The organism is Tenacibaculum sp. A30 (assembly GCF_051200845.1).
Taxonomy (GTDB): Bacteria; Bacteroidota; Bacteroidia; order Flavobacteriales; family Flavobacteriaceae; genus Polaribacter.
Window position 1 is genome coordinate 603638 of record NZ_CP195160.1, and the last position, 19523, is coordinate 623160.

The following is a 19523-nucleotide window of genomic DNA, read 5'->3' on the forward strand; positions in this document are numbered from 1 at the left end:
AATTTTATTTAAAATCTAATTGAAAGTCCACCACCCCAACCATATCGGTTGTTATAATTCCCTTGAATTGAAAAATTTCGAGATAAGATGTACGATGCTCCAATTAACCATTGAGTTTCACCTTCATAAGAATTGTTGTTTTCTAAATCATTGACCCATCCAAAATCCGCTCTATACTCGTATTCTCCTTCGAGAAAAATTCTAGGAAAAATCAATAGTTCTCTGTCCAAACGTATTCTTGGGCGCAGTTGATGGTCCATACTCACATCCACATTAAATCTGTAAGGCGTGAAATATTTAACTCCAACTAATCCTACAGTATTAAATGTATCATAAGAATTTGGTGTAGAAGTTTCAGTATTTACACCTGCATACACACGTACCCAATCATTGAGATACCTGTTATAATTTACTTCTATCTCGGCATTTTGGTTATAATCAAACTCGGCACGTAGTCCAAATTCGTTACGAATGTTGCTTGACATCAATAAAAGTTCATTAAAGTTTGAACCTACACGTGCAGCTCCCCAAGAGTAATAATGGTCAGTTTCATCAATTAGTTTTTGAACTGGATAAGGTTTCATCCTTTCATCGCGTGGTGTATCATAGCTAAATACTCTTGCCATACCACCCATCATATGATATAACACGTGACAATGAAAGAACCAATCACCATATTCTTCGTTATAAAATTCGATGACCACTTTTTGCATAGGTGGTACATTGACGGTATGTTTTAATGGGGAACGTTCGCCATTTTCATTGATGACCCTAAAGTAATGTCCGTGTAAGTGCATTGGATGATGCATCATTGTTAGGTTATTCAAAGTAATTCTAGTAACCTCTCCACCTTTAATTTTAATTTTGTCTGTTTCCGAAAGTGGTATGCCATTCAAACTCCAAACATAACGTTGCATATTACCTGTTAGATTAAGTAAAAGGTCGGTTACAGGTATGTCTGCCTTATAAGTCGTGTTTTCTTTTGCCTTTAAAAAATCATAATTGAAATAGGTTTTACGTGTGTCATAATTAAATGAAGTGGTGTCCTTTTGCATCATCTTATGATTCATTGGCATCACATCCTTTTTCATTTCCATATTCATTTCATTCTCCATCTGTCCATCTTTCATATCCATATTCATCTTCATCCCATATTTCTGCATTAGGACTTCTGGTGTGTTACTGTTTTTATTTCCTACTAAAGCAGGTGCACCCATCTTCATATCCATTTTTGCCATTTGCTTCATCATAGCTACTTTATCTGGTCTGTCTATAACTGTTGCTGGATACAGTTTTCCGCTACCTAAACGAATGGACATATTACCAGAACCATCTTGTGCTGTTGCGGTAATTTCCAATGTGCCTTCTGGAATGGTTACAATCACATCATAGGTTTCGGCAATTGCAAAAAGAAATCGGTTTTTATATTTTGGTGTTACATCCACACCATCACTCGCTACAATCATCGGGTTACCACCACCAAAATCCAGCCAATAATAAGATGAAGCAGATGCATTAATAAAACGTAGTCGTACTTTTTCACCTGCTTTAAACTCTGGATATTCTGCAACTTTTTTACCATTGGCTAAAAACGCAGGATAGTAGATATCTGCAATATCTGCACCTTCCATTCTATCGCGCCAAAATTTGAATTGTGCGCCTAATGCATCTTCTTTTATAACTCTGCTTAATGGTACCGCTGTTCCTTTTTTAACCTGATACCACTCATTTCCTCGTTTAAGGTTTCGCAGTACATTTATTGGTTTTTCATTTGTCCAATCTGAAAGGACTACGACTAAATCCTTATCATAGTCCAAGGTCTTTTCTTTAGGATGAATGACTATTGAGCCATAAACTCCTTTTTGCTCTTGCAACATCGTGTGGGAATGATACCAATATGTGCCAGATTGGTTTATAGGTATTCTATATTGAAATGTAGTGTTTGGTTTTATAGGTGGCGTAGTTAAATAAGGTACACCATCATAAAAATTAGGAAGTATTAAACCGTGCCAATGTACAGAGGTTTCTTCATCCATTTTATTGGTTACGTTAATAATAGCGAGGTCACCTTCATTAAATTCTAATGTAGGACCTGGAATTCCACCATTAATTGTCATTCCTTTGGCGGTTACACCTGAAAGAGTTATTTCATTTTCTTCTATAGTAAGGTTATACTCTTGTATGTTTCGGCCTTCTTCTTTTCTATCTTGACCATTTGTACCAACTTGGGCAAATGCCATTGAAGTTAGAAACAAGAGAAATATTGTGTTAAATGTTTTCATTGTTTACTGAATTAAATAATTAATGATTGTACTTTGCACATAGTAGGTCTTCACAGATTCTATTTGGTTCATTTGAAACTTTAGCTGCAACTCTTGAATATCCAAAACATCATTAAAATCAATCGTTCCTGTTTCATAGCTTTTGATTAAAATGTCTTCTGCATCTTTGGCTTGCTGTAGGTTTTTGGTTTGGGTAGCATAACTTATTCTTGCAGAAATGCGTTCGTTATTCGCTTTGTCTAAAAGCGTTTCCAATGCATTTAAACGTTCCTGTTTTTGAGCAGTAATTTCCTGCTGTTGCAAATCATTTTGTTTGGTTTGGGATTTATATTTCTTATTGAAAATTGGGATAGATACCGAAACCATTGGCATTACAATATCCTTTCCGTTGTCGCTAAAATCCATATTTGGTCTTTCAGCAACATTGATATAATCTAATCCAAAACCAATCATTGGACTGCTTTCTTTTTGATTCAATAATTCTGATTGCTCTATGGATTGATAGAGTTTATCAAATTTTAGTAATTCAGGATGTAATGCTAATTTTTCAAAAGTAATATCAAAGTCTTCAGAAGGTATCATTAAACTATCTACCACATTCACGGTAACATCATTATCTCTATTCAATAGATTATTGAAGTTAGTTTGTTCTGCTAAAAACTGTTGTTGCAATACATCTTTTAATTGTTGCATTTCGTTCTGACGCATTTGCAATCGCAACACATCTACTGCGGATGCTTTACCAACCTCTACAGAAGTTAATGCCAACGTTTCATAAGTTTCTAATAGTTTGATGTTTTCAGTTAAAACCTCTTGCTTTGCTTTGTTAGCGTATAGATTATAATAGGATTGTGATACCGAAGCCATTAGTTTTCGCTTTGCGATGACAATGTCTTCGTATTTAGCATCTGCCAATGAACTCACGTAATTTTCTCTCGAAGTAATAGTCCCAAACCACGGTAACATTTGTTTAGCAGATACTTTAAAGCGTTGTGCACCTGTTCGTGTTTCTGGCTCACTCACAAAATAACCAACACCAAATTCGGTATTAGGAATGGTGTTGACCTCGTTTACCTTTTCGGAAGCTCTTTTGTATTGTAACTCAAACTTTTGAATTTCTGGATTGTTTGTTAAGGCTTCATCGATAAGTATTTCTAATTGTTGAGCGTTCGCAAAAAGACTCAAGAAACAAGAGCCAAGAGCCAAGACGATTTTTATATGTATTGATTTATATTTCATTTTGATGTTCTTTTAAGTTGAACTTCTGCTTTCCAGCTATACAATACTGGTACAACAAACAAAGTGATTAAGGCTATAAGCATTCCACCAAAACTTGGTATTGCCATAGGTATCATTATATCGCTTCCTCGACCTGTAGAGGTTAATACTGGTAATAATGCTAAAATGGTCGTAGCTGTAGTCATTAAACACGGTCTGATTCGTTTTTCACCAGCTTCAACAACTGATGCTCTAACCTGTTTTTTGTTTTCCGGTGTATTTCTACCGAATGTTTGAGTTAAATAGGTTGCCATAACTACACCATCATCGGTTGCAATTCCGAATAGTGCAATAAACCCTACCCAGACTGCAACACTTAAATTAATCGGGTGTATTTGGAATAAATCACGTAGATTTTCGCCAAAGAAATTAAAGTTTAAAAACCATCCTTGACCATACAACCAAATCATAATAAAACCACCTGCAAATGCTACTGCAATACCTGTAAATACCATTAATGACGTACCTACAGAACGGAATTGGAAATACAGAATTAAGAAAATGATGGCCAATGCTAAAGGCACAACAACCGACAAGGTTTTTTCGGCTCGCAACTGATTTTCGTATGTTCCTGTAAATTGGTAGTTAATACCTTTTGGAACTACTAATTCGCCACTATCTATCTTTTGCTGAATTAGAGCTTGTGCGCTTTCAACTACATTGACTTCGGCAAAACCATCTAGTTTATCGAACAATACATAGCCAACTAAAAAGGTATCTTCACTTTTAATGACCTGTGGACCTTGTTCGTAACTTATAGTTGCCAATTCGCTTAAAGGCACAGGACTTCCTTTTTCAACTGGCACATAAATCTGTTGTAAGTCTGTTGGGTTTGCTCGTAATTCTCTTGGGTATCGTACTCGTACACCATATCGCTCTCGACCTTCTACCGTTTGGGTTAAGACCATACCACCAACTGCTACTTTTAATACATCTTGAACATCTTGTATCGAAATGCCATAACGTGCAATTTTCTCTCTATCAATATCAATTAACAAATAGGGTTTACCAACAATACGGTCTGCAAAAACAGCTTCTTTTTTAACACCTTCAGCTTCCTTGATGATGTTTTCTAATTGCACACCAAACGCTTCAATCTGCTTTAAGTCTTGACCTTTTACTTTAATTCCCATAGGTGCTCTCATTCCTGTTTGAAGCATTACCAATCGGGTTTCAATAGGTTGTAGTTTAGGTGCAGAAGTGACACCAGGTAATTTCGTGACTTTTACGATTTCATTCCAAATATCGTCCGGTGACTGTATTTCTGGTCGCCAATTACGGTAGAACTCGCCATCATCGTCTGGAATGAGTTGTTCTTTTGCTTTAAGAGATTGCCACGCTTCACGCTGTTCCGCTCGCAATGACATTCCGTTTTTTAACACATATTCACCATCATCATTGACTTTATAGCGTTGGCGTACTCCGTTTTCATTCAGCATATATTCTGGTTTATACTGAATGATATTTTCATACATCGACAAAGGTGCTGGGTCTAACGCTGATTCTGTTCTACCTGCTTTACCAACTACGGTTTCAATCTCTGGAATACTAGCTACTGCCATATCCAATTGCTGTAAAACACGTTTATTTTCTTCCACGCCAGAATGAGGCATCGAGGTTGGCATTAGTAGAAATGAGCCTTCATTTAATGAGGGCATAAACTCTTTGCCTGTATTTTTCATAATGAAAAAACCTGCAATTACAATAGCCGTTGGTACAGATAAAAACAATAACTTATTATCTAAACACCACCTTAAAATACGTGTGTAGTATTTTATAAATAATGAGAAAACACCTAATAAACCAAAGCAAATAACACTCACAAAAATGAGATTCCAAAAAATGCTTTTATCAACGCCTAATGGTCTCCAATATTCGGCTAACAAGAATACAATAGCTGATACCGAAATAATGATATTGATAAGATTAGCTTGCTTGTCTGTTATCTTACTTTGAAGATTGAGAAATGCTGTAATCCCAAACGCAATTAAAATTAATCCTAACCAATATCCATAGACTATGGCTACGATTCCCAATGCTATTAAAACACCATTTAAAACATATTTAAAAGTGTTTTTGATGTTTTTCTTTCTGAATAAAAATGCAGCAAACGGTGGAATTAAAAACAACGCTACTATTATAGAAGTTGTTAATGCAAAAGTCTTTGTGAAGGCTAATGGTCTGAATAGTTTTCCTTCCGCTCCAATCATTGTAAATACAGGAATGAAACTGATAATAGTTGTCATAACTGCGGTTACGATTGCACCAGACACTTCAGCTGTTGCGTTATAGACTACTGTGTTTATGGGTAACTTTTTATGAGATTCCTCGTCGCTCGTTCCTTGCTCTGTCGGAATGACATTTTCGTTTTCATCCAAATGCCTTATAATGTTTTCTGATAGTATGACACCTACGTCGACCATTGTACCAATAGCAATAGCAATACCTGATAATGCCACAATATTAGCATCAACACCAAAGAGTTTCATCGCAATAAACACCATTAAAACCGCTACTGGTAAAAGTCCAGAAATTAGTATGGAAGCTCGAAGATTAAATACCATAATGATAATTACCAGGATGGTAATTAAGATTTCTAAAGTCAATGCTTCATTGAGTGTACCTAAAGTTTCTTGTATCAGTTCTGTTCTGTCATAAAATGGGACTATTGTTACTTGGGAAGTTCTACCATCCGCCAATACTTTTGAAGGTAATCCTGCACTTAATTCATTAATCTTCTCTTTCACATTATTGATAACTTCCATTGGGTTTGCGCCATAACGAGCCACCACAACAGCACCAACAACCTCTGCACCTTCTTTATCTAATAAACCACGTCTTGTTGCAGGACCTAATGAAACTTTACCAATATCCTTTATCCTAATTGAAGTATAATCTTCTGAAGTGACTACTGCATTTTCGATGTCTGAAATGGATTTCACATAACCCAAACCACGCACTAAATATTCGGCTTGGTTAATTTCCAAAGTCTGTGCACCAATATCCTTATTACTTTCCTTAACCGCTTTTACAACGTGATGCAATCCAATATTATACTGACGCATTAGTTCTGGATTTACGTCCACTTGATACTCCTGAACATAGCCACCAATAGAAGCAACCTCTGAAACACCACTTGCAGAAGATAGAGCATATTTAACATAGTAATCTTGAATACTACGTAATTCGTGTAAATCCCAACCACCTGTTACATTACCGTTCTCATCACGACCTTCAAGTGTGTACCAAAATATTTGTCCTAATCCTGTGGCATCTGGACCTAACGCTGGATTAACACCTTCGGGTAATAAACCACTTGGTAAGGAATTAAGTTTTTCGAGAATACGACTTCTGCTCCAGTAAAATTCTATATCCTCTTCAAAAATGATATAGATGCTTGAAAACCCAAACATAGAGGAACTACGAATGGTTTTCACTCCAGGAATACCCAATAATGATGTGGTTAATGGATAGGTTATTTGGTCTTCTATATCTTGTGGGGAACGACCATCCCACTTGGTAAATACGATTTGTTGATTTTCACCTATATCGGGAATAGCATCTACTGCTACAGGGTTACTTGGCAAAAATCCTGTATCCCAATTAAAAGGTGCATTAACAGTTCCCCATCCAATAAAAAGGACAAGTAGTAAAACTGCAACGAGTTTGTTTTCTATTAAAAATTTGATGCTTTTATTTAGCATATGATTGATTTTAAACAATTAGACAATAGTGTTGTAAAAACACCGAATACAGTAAATTATCCTTACGACATTGCAGTCATAGGATAAAAGAGTCTATTGTTTAAAAATCAAATTAAGTATGTCTCGTCAATCTTGTAGAGTTGCCTTATGACGAGTGGTGGTTTGTATTCTTCGTAGGTAGATACATTACTGTCTAAACCTTCAAAAAGGTTAATGTAAGTATAAACAAATGAAGCGATGAATACTTGTTGCTCAAACGTGATTTTGTCAACTTGCAATTGTAATTCGTCTTGACCTTCAATTGCTAATTGTTTATCATCACAACAATTTTTCTTGGTAATAGAACATTCTTCGGTTGAAGGCTTTTCCATTTCCATTCCGCAACCTTTGGCTTTTTGAAAGATAGCAGATTCTACTAAAGTATCTCCACAATAATGCATATTCACAGTAAATGACATTGTAGAGAATAACACTACAAAAGTCATTGCTAAAGACATTATTTTATGGAAAATCTGCTTCATATTGATTGCGAAGTTACGAAATTTTAACAACTATTGATTTTGTTTAACAGAAGTTTAATTGATTAATCTGCTTAATCCCATTTCATTTTCTGCAATCGAACTGCATTTAAAATTGCTAATAATGCTACTCCTACATCTGCAAAAACTGCTTCCCACATTGTAGCTAAACCACCTGCTCCTAAAATTAAGACAATGACTTTAACACCAAAAGCTAAAATGATATTCTGCCAAACAATTTTTCGTGTGGAACGACTTATTTTAATGGCTCTAACTACTTTTGAAGGTTGGTCGGTTTGAATGATAACGTCTGCTGTTTCAATAGCTACATCACTACCCAAACCACCCATTGCAATTCCAACGTTACTTGCTGCTAAAACAGGCGCATCGTTTATACCATCCCCTATAAATGCTACTTTATTTTCAGGATTCTTTTTTAAAATTTCAACTTCGTTTAACTTATCTTCTGGAAGTAAATCACCTTTTGCATTTTCGATGTTCAACTCTTTAGCGACTTGTTGAGTAATGGAATCTTTGTCACCGGAAAGCATCATAATATTTTTGATACCAACTTTTTGTAATTTGACAATTGTTTCTTTGGCATCTTCTTTTAATTCGTCTGCTATTACCACATAACCAGCAAACTTGTTATCTATTGCAACTAATACAATAGATTCTACAATATTTTCCGTTTCCGCTGGGACTTCTATATTATTAGCAATCATTAATGCTTTATTACCTACTAAAACTGTTTTACTATTTACAATTCCTTTTAATCCTTTACCTGCAATTTCAGAAACGTCTTGAGCTTCAAAATCTTCTCCTTCTGATTTATACTCTAAAATTGCTTTAGCAATTGGATGCGTGGATTGTTCTTCCATCGCCATTAAATATTGCATAAATTCGGTTTCTTTCCAATCAATTGCTTTTACTTCTTTGATTTTAAAAACACCTTTAGTTACGGTTCCTGTTTTGTCCATTACCAAAGTATTTATCTTGGTCATTGCATCTAAAAATGAAGCACCTTTAAATAAGATTCCATTTTTTGAAGCTGCTCCCAATCCACCGAAATATCCTAATGGAATTGAAATCACTAACGCACAAGGACAAGATATTACCAAGAAAATTAATGCTCTGTATAACCAATCTCTAAACACATAATCATCTACAAAAAAGTAAGGTATAAAAGTAACACCAATAGCCAAGAACACTACAATTGGTGTGTAGATACGAGCAAACTGTCTAATGAATAATTCTGTTTTAGACTTACGAGCTGTAGCATTTTGAACCAAGTCTAATATTCTCGCAATAGAACTATCTTCAAACTTGTTGGTTACCTCAACTTCAATAACGCTTTCCAAATTAATACTACCCGCGTAAACCTTTGCTTCTTTTTGAATGGAATCTGGTTTGCTTTCTCCTGTTAACGCAGCTGTATTTAAAGATGCTTTTTCGGATAATAAAATGCCATCCAATGGAATTTTTTCACCTACACGAATTTGAATTTTCTCTCCAATATTGACAACTTCAGGCGAAACACTTTTATAATCTCCCTCACGAAATACATTGGCTTCTTTAGGTCTAACATCTAATAATGCTTTTATATTTCCTTTTGCACGATTTACAGCAGCACTTTGAAATAATTCGCCTACTGCATAAAATAGCATTACTGCAACACCTTCGGGATATTCACCAATAACAAATGCACCAATGGTTGCTATAGACATTAAAAAGAACTCTGTAAAAACATCACCTTTTTTAATACTAATCCAACCCTCTTTTACAACAGGAAACCCTACAGGAAGATATGCAATACCATACCAAGCAATACGAATCCAATCCTTAAAGAATGAAACATCAAAATAATCTAAACCTATACCAATGATAAGCATTGTAAAACTTATTATTGCAGGCACGTAGGTTTTGAATGCACTTCCATTACCGTGATTATGACCATCATTATGCGTGTGTTGCACTTCTGAATTTGGTTTTAAATCTCTTAAATTGACTTTCTTTTTTTTCATTTAGTTTTGTTTTAGCAACAACTTTTGTTTTGTTGAATTGGTGGACAAGGAACTGTACCATAAGAACAATACACACAACAATCACCTTCGTTTGGTTTTAGTACCGTTTTACAATTCTCGCACTCGTAAAAGAATTGACAAGCATTTGTTGGCATATCTTCTTCTTTTTTATGTCCGCAGTTAGGGCAAGTGATTTCCGATTTTAATATGGTTTTCATTAATTTTCTTTTTTATCAGTTACTTTATAACCTGTTGCGTTAATTGCTTTCTCAATTTCCGCTTCATTTGTTTTAGTTTTATCATACTCAATGATTGCGTTACCATTTTCGTATGATGTTTTTGAGTTTACAATTCCGTTAAGTTTATTTACTTCGTGGTTTACGTGAGCTTCACAACTGGCACAAGTCATTCCACTTATTTTATACTCTGTTGTTTTTATATTTGATTTATCAACGACAACAATTTGTTTCTCTGAATTGGGATAAAACATACTTGAGTAGTATGGGAAAGCCAACAACACTATTGCGAATACTGTTACAACACCTAAAAAGGTTTTTGACTGCATAAATTTTGGTTTTTCATCCGTTTCACATTCACAGTCTATTTCTTTTTCTGGTTTTAGTTTTTGATACCAAGCAAATAGAAGAACTACTATTGTTAGCCCTATTAAGTAAGGTCTAAATGGTTCTATCCAAGAAAAAGTTGAAGCAAATCCACTTGTTCCCGCGATTAGAGCCAAAACTGGGGCTATACAACATAATGAAGCTGTAATTGCTGTAAGCAAACTTGTTATCGCTAATTTACTTTTCATAATTACTTAATTCTTTGATTACAAAAATGCAATTAAAAACAGTGCAATGGAAGTGCAATAATTAGACACTACACTTATCGCAAATACCTTTTACCACCAAATTTACATTCTCTGACACAAAACCATTTGGCACTTTTATTTGAGGTATTTTATGTTCTGTTAAGCAAATGGTTTCATTGCAATTATTACAATGAAAATGTAAATGCAAATCGTTTTTAATATCACAATTACATCCCTCTTCGCATAACGCATATTTTGTTATCCCTGTGCCATCGTCTATTTGATGGACTATTCCTTTATCTTCAAATGTTTTAATAGTTCTGTATAAGGTAGTTCTATCTGCTTTTTCAAAAGCATTTTCAATGTCACTTAATGTTACTGCTATTTCTTTTTCTGCAAGAAACTTATATATAAGCAAACGCATTGCTGTAATACGAATTTGTTTTGACTCTAATAATTGTTCTATTGTCTGCATAATTAATGTTCGTGTTCTGCTTCTCCTTTTTTCATTTCTGCGTTAAGGTAATAAGCATTGTTATAGGCAAATTGTGTGTTACTTTCTATATCTTCAATAAATTGAACCGATACCCAATCACCATCTTTAGTACCTAACACAACTTCGATAGGTTTAAAGCTCCAATCGTCATTTTCTTTTTCTACTGAAAACACATAATATCTTTCGCCTTCTTTTATAATTGCACTTTCTGGTAAAGCTTTTGTTTGGGTATTATCTACTTGAATTTTACCTTGAATATACATACCAGGAATTAAATTACCTTTTTTGTTTTCTATTTCTGCGTGAACGTGAACTGCTTTCGGGCTGTCTTCAAACGTTTTACTCACGGAATAGATTTCTGCGGTAAGCTCTGTATCTGGTATGGATTGTACCGTAAAGTTAACTTTCTGACCTTTCTGTACTTTATAAACATCTTTTTCAAAAACCATTAAATCGGCGTGAACGTGATGCGTATTTACAATTTCAAATAATTCGGTTTGTGGCTCTACATATTGACCTGTTTTTACTTCAACTTTTTGCACAAAGCCTTCTATTGGACTTCGCAATGCTATGCGCTGTGCAATTGTTCCATTGCGAACTGATGTAGTGTTAACGTTGAGTATTCTTAATTGCGCTTCTAAACCATTAACCATTGCTTTTGATGCTTGATATTCTGCTTCTGCTTTCTGGAAATTAGCACCAGAACCAACACCAGCATCGTATAATTTTTGTTGACGTTCATAATTTTTCTTTGCAAGCTCGCTATTGCTATAAGCGTTTAAATAATCCGTTTGCGCTTGTATGATATTTGGGTGCGATAGATAAGCCACAACTTGACCTTTATTGACTTTATCACCCTCAATCACTTCAATTGAAACAACATTAGCACCAATAACAGTAGTGATGGCAGCTTCATTTTGCGGTGGTACTTCTAACGTTCCGTTTGCTTCTACATAGCCGCTCATATTACGTAATGCCAACGTATCTATTTTCATTTTTAAATCATCGAATTGCTGTTGTGAAAGCATTACTTCTTCGCTTTCATTATGTTCTTCATTAACTTCTGTTTTTTCTTCCTTATCGTGGGAATGACCATCATTCTCGTTATGATTTTCTTTATTTCCGCAAGCTGAAACAAAAATGGTTAACACCATTACGGTAAGAATTTTATATATTTTATTTTTCATTGTCTTATTGATTAAAATATTGTAATTGAAATGTGCTTTCTAAATAGTTTACTAATGCAGTCTGTGCTTCAAGTTCCGATTGAATGGCTTCTTTTATCAACTGCGTAAATGCAGTATAATCTATTTCGCCTTCTCTGTACGCCAGTAATGCACCTGTTTTTTGCTCTTTTGTTAATGGTAAAACTTGGTCTTTGTAAAACTCCCAAGATGTTTTCCATTTTATATAGTTTTCTTTAGCCTGAACAAACCTTGATTGTACTTCCTGTTTTTTGAACGCTACATTGGTTTCTGCTATTTCTTTATCAATTTTGGAACTTCTAATTTGTGCTTTGTTAGTACCTGATAAAAACGGAATGGAAATACCTGCTTGATACGTGTAAAACCCTGAATTGCCATTTACTTTCTGTATACCACCTTGAAGATTGAACTTTGGCAAATTATCTGCTTTTGCAGCTTTATATTTAGCTTCCGCTTCATCTACAATGTTCTGCGACATACTGTACAACGGATGGTTTTCAATACTAATCGTTTCCATATCACTATCTATCGCTACCTCAAATTCATCTGAAACTGTAAAAATTTCTTCTGATACCAACCACAAATTGAATTGCTGTAAGGCAATAAGGTAATCACTATAGGCTTGCGCTTTTTTATTTTTAATTTGAAACGCTTGATTTTTTGCTGCCGAATATTCTAATTTAGAAATGGCTTCGACTTCATAATTTAAAGCTACTGCTTGTTCAAATTTGGAATAAATGGAATCCAATTCCTTATACAAATCATAGTTTCGTTTCATTTGATAACATTTTGACCACGCTTTTTTGACTTCCAATTCCAGTTCTAATTCGGAAAGTTGAAAGGCTTTTTGTGCCAATTGAATGCGTTGTTCTTGCAGCTTCTTTTTTGTACCAATTCCAAATAAATCAATGTTGGATTGACCAACACCTATGGTTGTATAGATGCCATTACCACTATTAATTTCTTCACCACCTGTAAAAATTTGAGTCGTTCCGAAATCATAGGCAGTCGCTTTTAATTGTTCTTGTTTTGTAATTTCCAACTGCTTTTGCTTCAATAATGGATAATTACTTTTTGCGAGTTTAACAGCTTCCTGTAATGAAATTTCGGGAATTGTATCATTCAACTCTTGCGCATTACTTTGTGGTGAAAAGCCAAATAGTAATAATACAACTGCTGTTGCTGTTACTAACTTTTTATTTGGCTTAAACGTAAAAGATTTATTTTCTACCCAATGGTATAAAATAGGTAACACAAATAGTGTTAGCAAAGTTGAAGTTAATAATCCACCAATAACTACAGTTGCCAATGGACGTTGTACTTCTGCACCTGCTGATGATGAAATCGCCATTGGTAGAAAGCCTAACACATCTGTAAAAGCAGTTAGCATAATAGGTCTGATTCTTCGTTTAGTGCCTTCAACAATTCTGTCTTTTAGGTTGGTTACTCCTTCGTCTTTTAATTCGTTAAGTCCACTTATCATTACCAATCCATTTAAAACTGCAACGCCAAACAACACAATAAAACCAACACCTGCTGAAATACTAAATGGCATATCACGCAACCATAAGGCTACAACACCACCAATGGTTGCCATTGGAATGGCTATGTAAATCATTAAGGTTTGTGGTAAAGATTTTAATGCAAAGTATATTAGAATAAATATGAGTAACAATGCAATAGGCACAACGGTTTGTAATCGGTTGCTGGCACGTTCCAGATTTTCAAATGCACCACCATAGCGAATAAAATAACCCGATGGTAGTTCCAATTGTGCATCTAATTTTGATTTTATTTCAGTTACTAAAGATTTTACATCTCGACCTCTGACATTGATACCTACATAGGTTCTTCTGTTGGTATTGTCTCTACTTATTTGCATTGGTCCTGCTTTGTAGCTTACATCTGCAATTTCACGTAAAGGAATTTGAGCACCTGAAGGTAAATTGATGTACAGGTTTTGAACATCTGTTATATCCTTTCGGTTTTGAGAACTTAAACGCACCACTAAATCGAAGCGTTTTTCACCTTCAAAAATCACACCTGCTGTACCACCTGCAAATGCAGATTGTACGGTTTGATTGAGCGTATTTATTTGAAGTCCGTATTGTGCTAATTTATTCCGGTTGTAATTGATGGTCATTTGTGGTAAACCCGTTGTGGCTTCCGCTTTCATATCTCCAATACCTTCAGTACCTGCAATAATTTTAGATATTTCTTCAGCTTTTTGGGATAGTATGTCAATGTCTTCACCATAGAGTTTAATGGCAATATCTTCACGCACACCTTCAAGCAACTCATTAAAACGCATTTCGATAGGTTGAGTAAATTCATAATTAACACCAGGAACGATTTCAACCGCTTCTTTCATTTTCTCAATCAATTCATCTTTTGTCTCTGCTGTTGTCCATTCGCTTTTAGGTTTCAGAATAACAAAAACATCAGCTAAATCCATTGGCATTGGGTCGGTTGGTATTTCAGCAACACCAATACGACTCACAATTTTTTCGACTTCTGGAAATTTGGCTTTTACTATTTGTTCTATTTTGGTCGTAGTTTCAATAGTTTCTGTAAGTGAGCTACCTGGTTTTAATATTGCGTGAAATGCAATATCACCTTCATCGAGTTGCGGGATAAATTCACCACCCATTCTTGAAAACATAAAAACGGTTATCCCAAACAACACAACTGCAATACCAATTACCCATTTACCTTTTCGCAAGGCTCTAGCCAATATAGGTTGATATTTGTCTTCAACCCAATGTACAAATCTATCTCCATAAGATTTTTTATCATTTTTTGGTGCTCTTAACACTAAAGCAGACATCATTGGCACATAGGTTAAACACAGTACCATTGCACCAATCATAGCAAAAATAAAGGTCAATGCCATTGGTTTAAACATCTTTCCTTCAATACCTTGTAAGGCTAAAATGGGTAGAAAAACGATAAGGATAATCAACTGACCGAAAAACGCAGCGTTCATCATCTTTTTTGAAGCATTAGACGCCACTTTATCTCGTTCTTTGGATGTAAGCTGTTTCTTTTTTAGTACTTGTGATGCAATGAGAAATACTGTACTTTCTACAATAATTACAGCGCCATCAACTATAATACCGAAATCTATTGCTCCCAAACTCATTAAGTTTACCCAAACATCGAACACGTTCATTAAAATAAAAGCGAATAATAAGGATAATGGTATTGTTGAAGCAACGATTAAACCACCTCGCCAATTACCCAATAAGAAGATAAGCACAAAAATAACTATCAATGCACCTTCAATAAGATTTGTGGTTACAGTAGAAGTTGTTTCTCCAATTAATTTACTTCGGTCTAATAAGGGTTCAATAATTACACCTTCAGGTAATGACTTTTCAATTTGAGCCATTCGCTCTTTTACATTGGCAATAACATCATTGGAATTTGCACCTTTTAGCATCATCACCAATCCACCTACAACTTCACCTTCACCATCTTGGGTTAATGCACCGTAACGTATGGCAGAACCGAATTGCACAGTTGCAATATCATTAATAGTTACAGGAATATTATTAACGGTTTTTACCGTAATTTTTTTAATGTCTTCTAAACTCCGTACCAAGCCTTCTCCACGAATAAAATTAGCCTGATGGTTCTTTTCAATATATGCACCACCTGTATTTTGATTATTGGCTTCAAGTGCATTAAAGACATCTGTAATGGTCAATCCAATTGCGTTTAAATCGTTTGGGTCAACCGCGACTTCGTATTGTTTAATTTTACCGCCTATGGCGTTAACCTCAACCACACCTTCTACCATTGCCATTTGACGTTGTACAATCCAATCCTGCATTGAGCGTAAATCTGCAATGTCGTATTTGTCTTTATACTCTGGTGCTACTTTTAAGGTGTATTGATAAATTTCCCCTAATCCTGTGGAAATAGGTCCCATAGTAGGTTCTCCAAAACCAGCTGGAATTTGTTCTTTGACTTCGTTTAGTTTTTCGGCTACTAATTGACGAGGTAGATAGGTTCCCATATCATCGTCGAATACGATGGTAACAACCGATAAGCCAAAACGAGAGATTGACCTAATTTCCTTTACATCAGGCAGGTTGCTCATTGCAACTTCCACAGGGTAGGTTACAAATTGTTCAATATCTTCTGTACCTAAATTAGGTGCTTGTGTAATAACCTGTACTTGGTTATTGGTAATGTCTGGAACAGCATCGATTGGCACTTTGGTCATACTCCAAATACCTGCTCCAATTATGGTAAGCGTAAGCAAACCAATAATGAATTTGTTATTGATTGAAAAATCAATGATTTTATTAATCATAGTAAAATTTTAATTCAGTTAAACATATCATTTTGCGCTTCGCGCAAAATAAAAGCGAAGCAATGCTTTTGTTAAAAAGCATTGCGTAAGGATATAGCTATCCTTTAAAAAACTGAATTATGCCTGTGGTGGCTGTAAAATGGAAGTGGTAAAATCTTTTTTTATACCGTTTAAGTAGAGAAAATCTTGAGAAGAAATGTATTTAAACTCAAATTTTATTTCTGCGAATTTGAAATAAGTTACGTTTAAATGGCAACATTGGCAAATACAAAATGGGGAACATAAATCTGCATCTTGATGTTGGTGGTTATCACCTAAATCTTGAGAAATTTCTGTTTTAACTTCATTGTCAAAAGTACCTGTATCTTCACAAGGCACTAAATTTAGTGTGAAGATATAGATTGACAATATGAATGCTAAAAATTTCATTAAGGCAAATATAAGAATTTTTTAATGCAATGGTTGTGCAAAGAAAAAAGGCTTCGGATTATAAAAACCATAAGGTTTCTTGACCAAAAGGTGGTATTTCCTTGCTTTCAAAACGAGGTGCTATTTCTGCAACCATTTCAGGATATTTAATTGTTATTGGTACGTTTTGTTGACGTAAGGATTTCCAATATAGCCTACTAAATTGATACACTTGCTCTATTAGCTTTCTAATCATTTTACTATCATTTAAAGCCTCTGGTGTAGGACTTGATATTTTAAGTTTTATTGGAAATGAGTAACTTGAATGACTTGGGTATTGAACTGTTGTCTTATACCTTAAATTATTAAATAAAAGATATTTGTGTTCATCTTTCCTGCCTATATTTATAAAAGTACCACTCATAGGTATTAGCTCACCATTCCAATTTTGGTCGAAAGCAATTATATCTTGAGATTTTGTTTTATTGATATTTAAAACAAATAAAGGACAAGGCAATTTAAGTTTATCCATCATTTCTAAAACAGGTTGTATTTCCTCATCCTTCATATCCTTATAAAAGTGAATAACTATTTTTTCAGGTATTTGGTTTGTTGGTACGTATTGATAGATAGCATCACTTAATGCACCCCCTAACTGTTTAACATCAGATTTACTGAAATAATGAAATTCATTAAACCTTCCATTATTTTTAAAACTGAATGCACTTGCTACATATCGAATGTTTTCTTCGGTATTTTTAAATGCACCCACACCAATAACTAATTCATTTTTAGGTTTGACATTTAGTTGCCAAGGTGTACCATCTAATTTTGCTAATAAGGCTAATGAAATGTTTGTTAAATCGTATATGAACTTATGTTGATTTCTTCTAAATCTATCAAACTCTATTACTTGAGATATAATTCTTTTATATAAAAGCTGTTCTTTAACCTTGTAATACACTAACTTTTTTTCAAGATTGGGTTCGTGCTTGTTAAAAGGGCTTAAATAAATAGCAACGTAATTAATGTTAGGGTCTGATTTAAAGTCTTTTATACCTTGTGAAATTTGAGGTAATGGATTTTCTAAATCATCAAATACTATATTGACATCATTATCGAAATGTGCTAAAACACCTGCATAAATGTTTAAACCTTTATACCAACTTGTACCATCTTCCAATAATTTTTGCAATGCTTCTACTTCTTTAGCATAACTTGTATGATGTATAAAGAAGAAATGCACATTATCTAACTGACAAGGATTTAAAGGTTTTAAGTTCTTAAAATCTATTTTGGGATTTCTACCAACACCATTTTGGAACAATAAATCATTACTTTCATCAGTTACTTCACCAATGCGATTTATTTCTACTGGCAGGTAATCATCATTATTTACAGGGATAACTTTCTTAAATTCATCACTTAAAATGAAATGTTGAATAAACTTATCAATTTTGTGTTTATAACCAATATATTTATTGGAATCATCTTTGGGTTCTGGTTTAATTTTAAACGCATTACGTAAATCGTTATTCAAAATGGCAAAAGCCTTTGTGTTATCATCAATAAATTCCTTTTCCTTATGATATTTTAATAACCTCATTTTATATACAACTTTATTAAGATTTGTTGTTGAGGTATGTTTTATAATTTCAGAAATAGGTTTTTTAAACACTTTAGCCATACCATCATAAGAAATAACTAACTCACCATATTCACTAACTTCTTTAATTTGTACTTTGACCGTAAACTTATAATACTGCGCGAAACTTTTATTTTGATATGATCTATTACCTATCCAAATTTGATTATCATTCACAAAGTTTTGACCAACAAGTTTTTTAATGCTATTAAAGAATTTTTTGATACGCCAATTATAATAGTGTTTAATTAAGTCGGTTGGTTGTTCCTTTAGATTGAGTGATAAGGGATGATAGCCTTCTTTTTCGTAAATAAACGATGTGTATATGAAATCAGGGTTTTCTTCTTTTATACCAGGAAACAATTCTTCAATATTGGTTGGAAACTTTGTTTTATAGAGCTTTTGAGCATTACCAATTTTCTCTTTACTTAAATAAAAAGTTATTGGTTTGTCTGGTAAATCAAACGTTATGATATTGAAATAAAGTTCCTGACTCATAAGACTTGGGTTTATTAATTCTACTTCTTGCTCAATCTATTAATTTTTTGTTCTACAATTTTGAGGATTTCCGTACTGTTCTTTTCATCTTTTAACATAAAGACAATTTTATCTGCCATCCAGAATTGAAGCAATTCATTTTTATTTTGTTTTAATACTTTGGCTAATGCTTCAGCTTGCTCTTTACGAGCCATACGAGTACCACGTTCAATTTTACTTAAAAGTGCCGTATCAATATTCATTTGAGAAGCAACTTCTCTTAATAGTAATTGTTGTTCCTCTCGTATTTCTCTGATGTATTCGCCAAATGTCATTTTGGGGATATTTTGACTT

General features: G+C 34.1%; 13 protein-coding genes. All 13 read right to left on the bottom strand.

Features of this window, described 5'->3' with window-relative positions:
* Nucleotides 1-8 precede the first annotated feature (8 nt).
* The 13 genes from ACR9ES_RS02855 to ACR9ES_RS02915 all read right to left on the bottom strand — a co-directional run bounded on the left by ACR9ES_RS02855 (nucleotide 9) and on the right by ACR9ES_RS02915 (nucleotide 19504).
* Nucleotides 9-2282, bottom strand: a complete 2274-nt coding sequence (locus tag ACR9ES_RS02855) for a multicopper oxidase domain-containing protein (protein WP_036122979.1) — start codon at nucleotides 2280-2282, stop codon at nucleotides 9-11.
* Nucleotides 2283-2285: 3 nt separating this feature from the next.
* Nucleotides 2286-3521 (bottom strand): TolC family protein, encoded by a 1236-nt coding sequence (locus ACR9ES_RS02860; protein ID WP_435255024.1) that lies wholly within the window; start codon nucleotides 3519-3521, stop codon nucleotides 2286-2288.
* A complete protein-coding gene (locus ACR9ES_RS02865; protein ID WP_115839037.1) occupies nucleotides 3518-7264 on the bottom strand; it encodes an efflux RND transporter permease subunit in 3747 nt (1248 codons plus the stop codon). Before ACR9ES_RS02865 ends, ACR9ES_RS02860 begins: the two co-directional genes overlap by 4 nt.
* A gap of 107 nt (nucleotides 7265-7371) precedes the next feature.
* Nucleotides 7372-7785 (bottom strand): HYC_CC_PP family protein, encoded by a 414-nt coding sequence (locus tag ACR9ES_RS02870; RefSeq protein WP_036122971.1) that lies wholly within the window; start codon nucleotides 7783-7785, stop codon nucleotides 7372-7374.
* 71 nt (nucleotides 7786-7856) lie between these two features.
* The gene (locus tag ACR9ES_RS02875; RefSeq protein ID WP_435255025.1) at nucleotides 7857-9806 is read right to left on the bottom strand and encodes a heavy metal translocating P-type ATPase; all 1950 of its coding nucleotides are present in this window, start codon (nucleotides 9804-9806) and stop codon (nucleotides 7857-7859) included.
* A gap of 11 nt (nucleotides 9807-9817) precedes the next feature.
* Complete coding sequence (locus ACR9ES_RS02880; RefSeq protein WP_084176750.1) at nucleotides 9818-10024, bottom strand: GDCCVxC domain-containing (seleno)protein; 207 nt, start codon at nucleotides 10022-10024, stop codon at nucleotides 9818-9820.
* Nucleotides 10024-10617: a mercuric transport protein MerTP gene (gene merTP, locus ACR9ES_RS02885; RefSeq protein WP_036122966.1), complete on the bottom strand. Its 594-nt coding sequence runs from the start codon at nucleotides 10615-10617 to the stop codon at nucleotides 10024-10026. The genes ACR9ES_RS02880 and merTP overlap by 1 nt, the downstream gene beginning before the upstream one ends.
* Before the next feature lie 61 nt (nucleotides 10618-10678).
* Entirely contained in the window at nucleotides 10679-11092 is a 414-nt protein-coding gene (locus tag ACR9ES_RS02890; protein ID WP_036122963.1) for a Fur family transcriptional regulator, read from the bottom strand.
* A 2-nt stretch (nucleotides 11093-11094) separates the two neighbouring features.
* Complete coding sequence (locus tag ACR9ES_RS02895) at nucleotides 11095-12300, bottom strand: efflux RND transporter periplasmic adaptor subunit (RefSeq protein WP_435255026.1); 1206 nt, start codon at nucleotides 12298-12300, stop codon at nucleotides 11095-11097.
* A gap of 4 nt (nucleotides 12301-12304) precedes the next feature.
* Entirely contained in the window at nucleotides 12305-16639 is a 4335-nt protein-coding gene (locus ACR9ES_RS02900) for a CusA/CzcA family heavy metal efflux RND transporter (protein ID WP_435255027.1), read from the bottom strand.
* 117 nt (nucleotides 16640-16756) lie between these two features.
* On the bottom strand, nucleotides 16757-17068 hold the full coding sequence (locus tag ACR9ES_RS02905; protein WP_105045957.1) for a DUF6660 family protein: 312 nt from the start codon (nucleotides 17066-17068) through the stop codon (nucleotides 16757-16759).
* A gap of 58 nt (nucleotides 17069-17126) precedes the next feature.
* Nucleotides 17127-19190 (bottom strand): Piwi domain-containing protein, encoded by a 2064-nt coding sequence (locus ACR9ES_RS02910; protein ID WP_370104310.1) that lies wholly within the window; start codon nucleotides 19188-19190, stop codon nucleotides 17127-17129.
* 20 nt (nucleotides 19191-19210) lie between these two features.
* Nucleotides 19211-19504: a helix-turn-helix domain-containing protein gene (locus ACR9ES_RS02915; protein ID WP_262733142.1), complete on the bottom strand. Its 294-nt coding sequence runs from the start codon at nucleotides 19502-19504 to the stop codon at nucleotides 19211-19213.
* Nucleotides 19505-19523 lie beyond the last annotated feature (19 nt).

Coding starts and splice junctions, on each gene's coding strand:
- ACR9ES_RS02900 (WP_435255027.1), bottom strand. CDS start 16,639: ATGATTAATAAAATCATTGATTTTTCAATCAATAACAAATTCATTATT.
- ACR9ES_RS02875 (WP_435255025.1), bottom strand. CDS start 9,806: ATGAAAAAAAAGAAAGTCAATTTAAGAGATTTAAAACCAAATTCAGAA.
- ACR9ES_RS02905 (WP_105045957.1), bottom strand. CDS start 17,068: ATGAAATTTTTAGCATTCATATTGTCAATCTATATCTTCACACTAAAT.
- merTP (WP_036122966.1), bottom strand. CDS start 10,617: ATGAAAAGTAAATTAGCGATAACAAGTTTGCTTACAGCAATTACAGCT.
- ACR9ES_RS02910 (WP_370104310.1), bottom strand. CDS start 19,190: ATGAGTCAGGAACTTTATTTCAATATCATAACGTTTGATTTACCAGAC.
- ACR9ES_RS02855 (WP_036122979.1), bottom strand. CDS start 2,282: ATGAAAACATTTAACACAATATTTCTCTTGTTTCTAACTTCAATGGCA.
- ACR9ES_RS02860 (WP_435255024.1), bottom strand. CDS start 3,521: ATGAAATATAAATCAATACATATAAAAATCGTCTTGGCTCTTGGCTCT.
- ACR9ES_RS02895 (WP_435255026.1), bottom strand. CDS start 12,300: ATGAAAAATAAAATATATAAAATTCTTACCGTAATGGTGTTAACCATT.
- ACR9ES_RS02870 (WP_036122971.1), bottom strand. CDS start 7,785: ATGAAGCAGATTTTCCATAAAATAATGTCTTTAGCAATGACTTTTGTA.
- ACR9ES_RS02880 (WP_084176750.1), bottom strand. CDS start 10,024: ATGAAAACCATATTAAAATCGGAAATCACTTGCCCTAACTGCGGACAT.
- ACR9ES_RS02915 (WP_262733142.1), bottom strand. CDS start 19,504: ATGACATTTGGCGAATACATCAGAGAAATACGAGAGGAACAACAATTA.
- ACR9ES_RS02890 (WP_036122963.1), bottom strand. CDS start 11,092: ATGCAGACAATAGAACAATTATTAGAGTCAAAACAAATTCGTATTACA.
- ACR9ES_RS02865 (WP_115839037.1), bottom strand. CDS start 7,264: ATGCTAAATAAAAGCATCAAATTTTTAATAGAAAACAAACTCGTTGCA.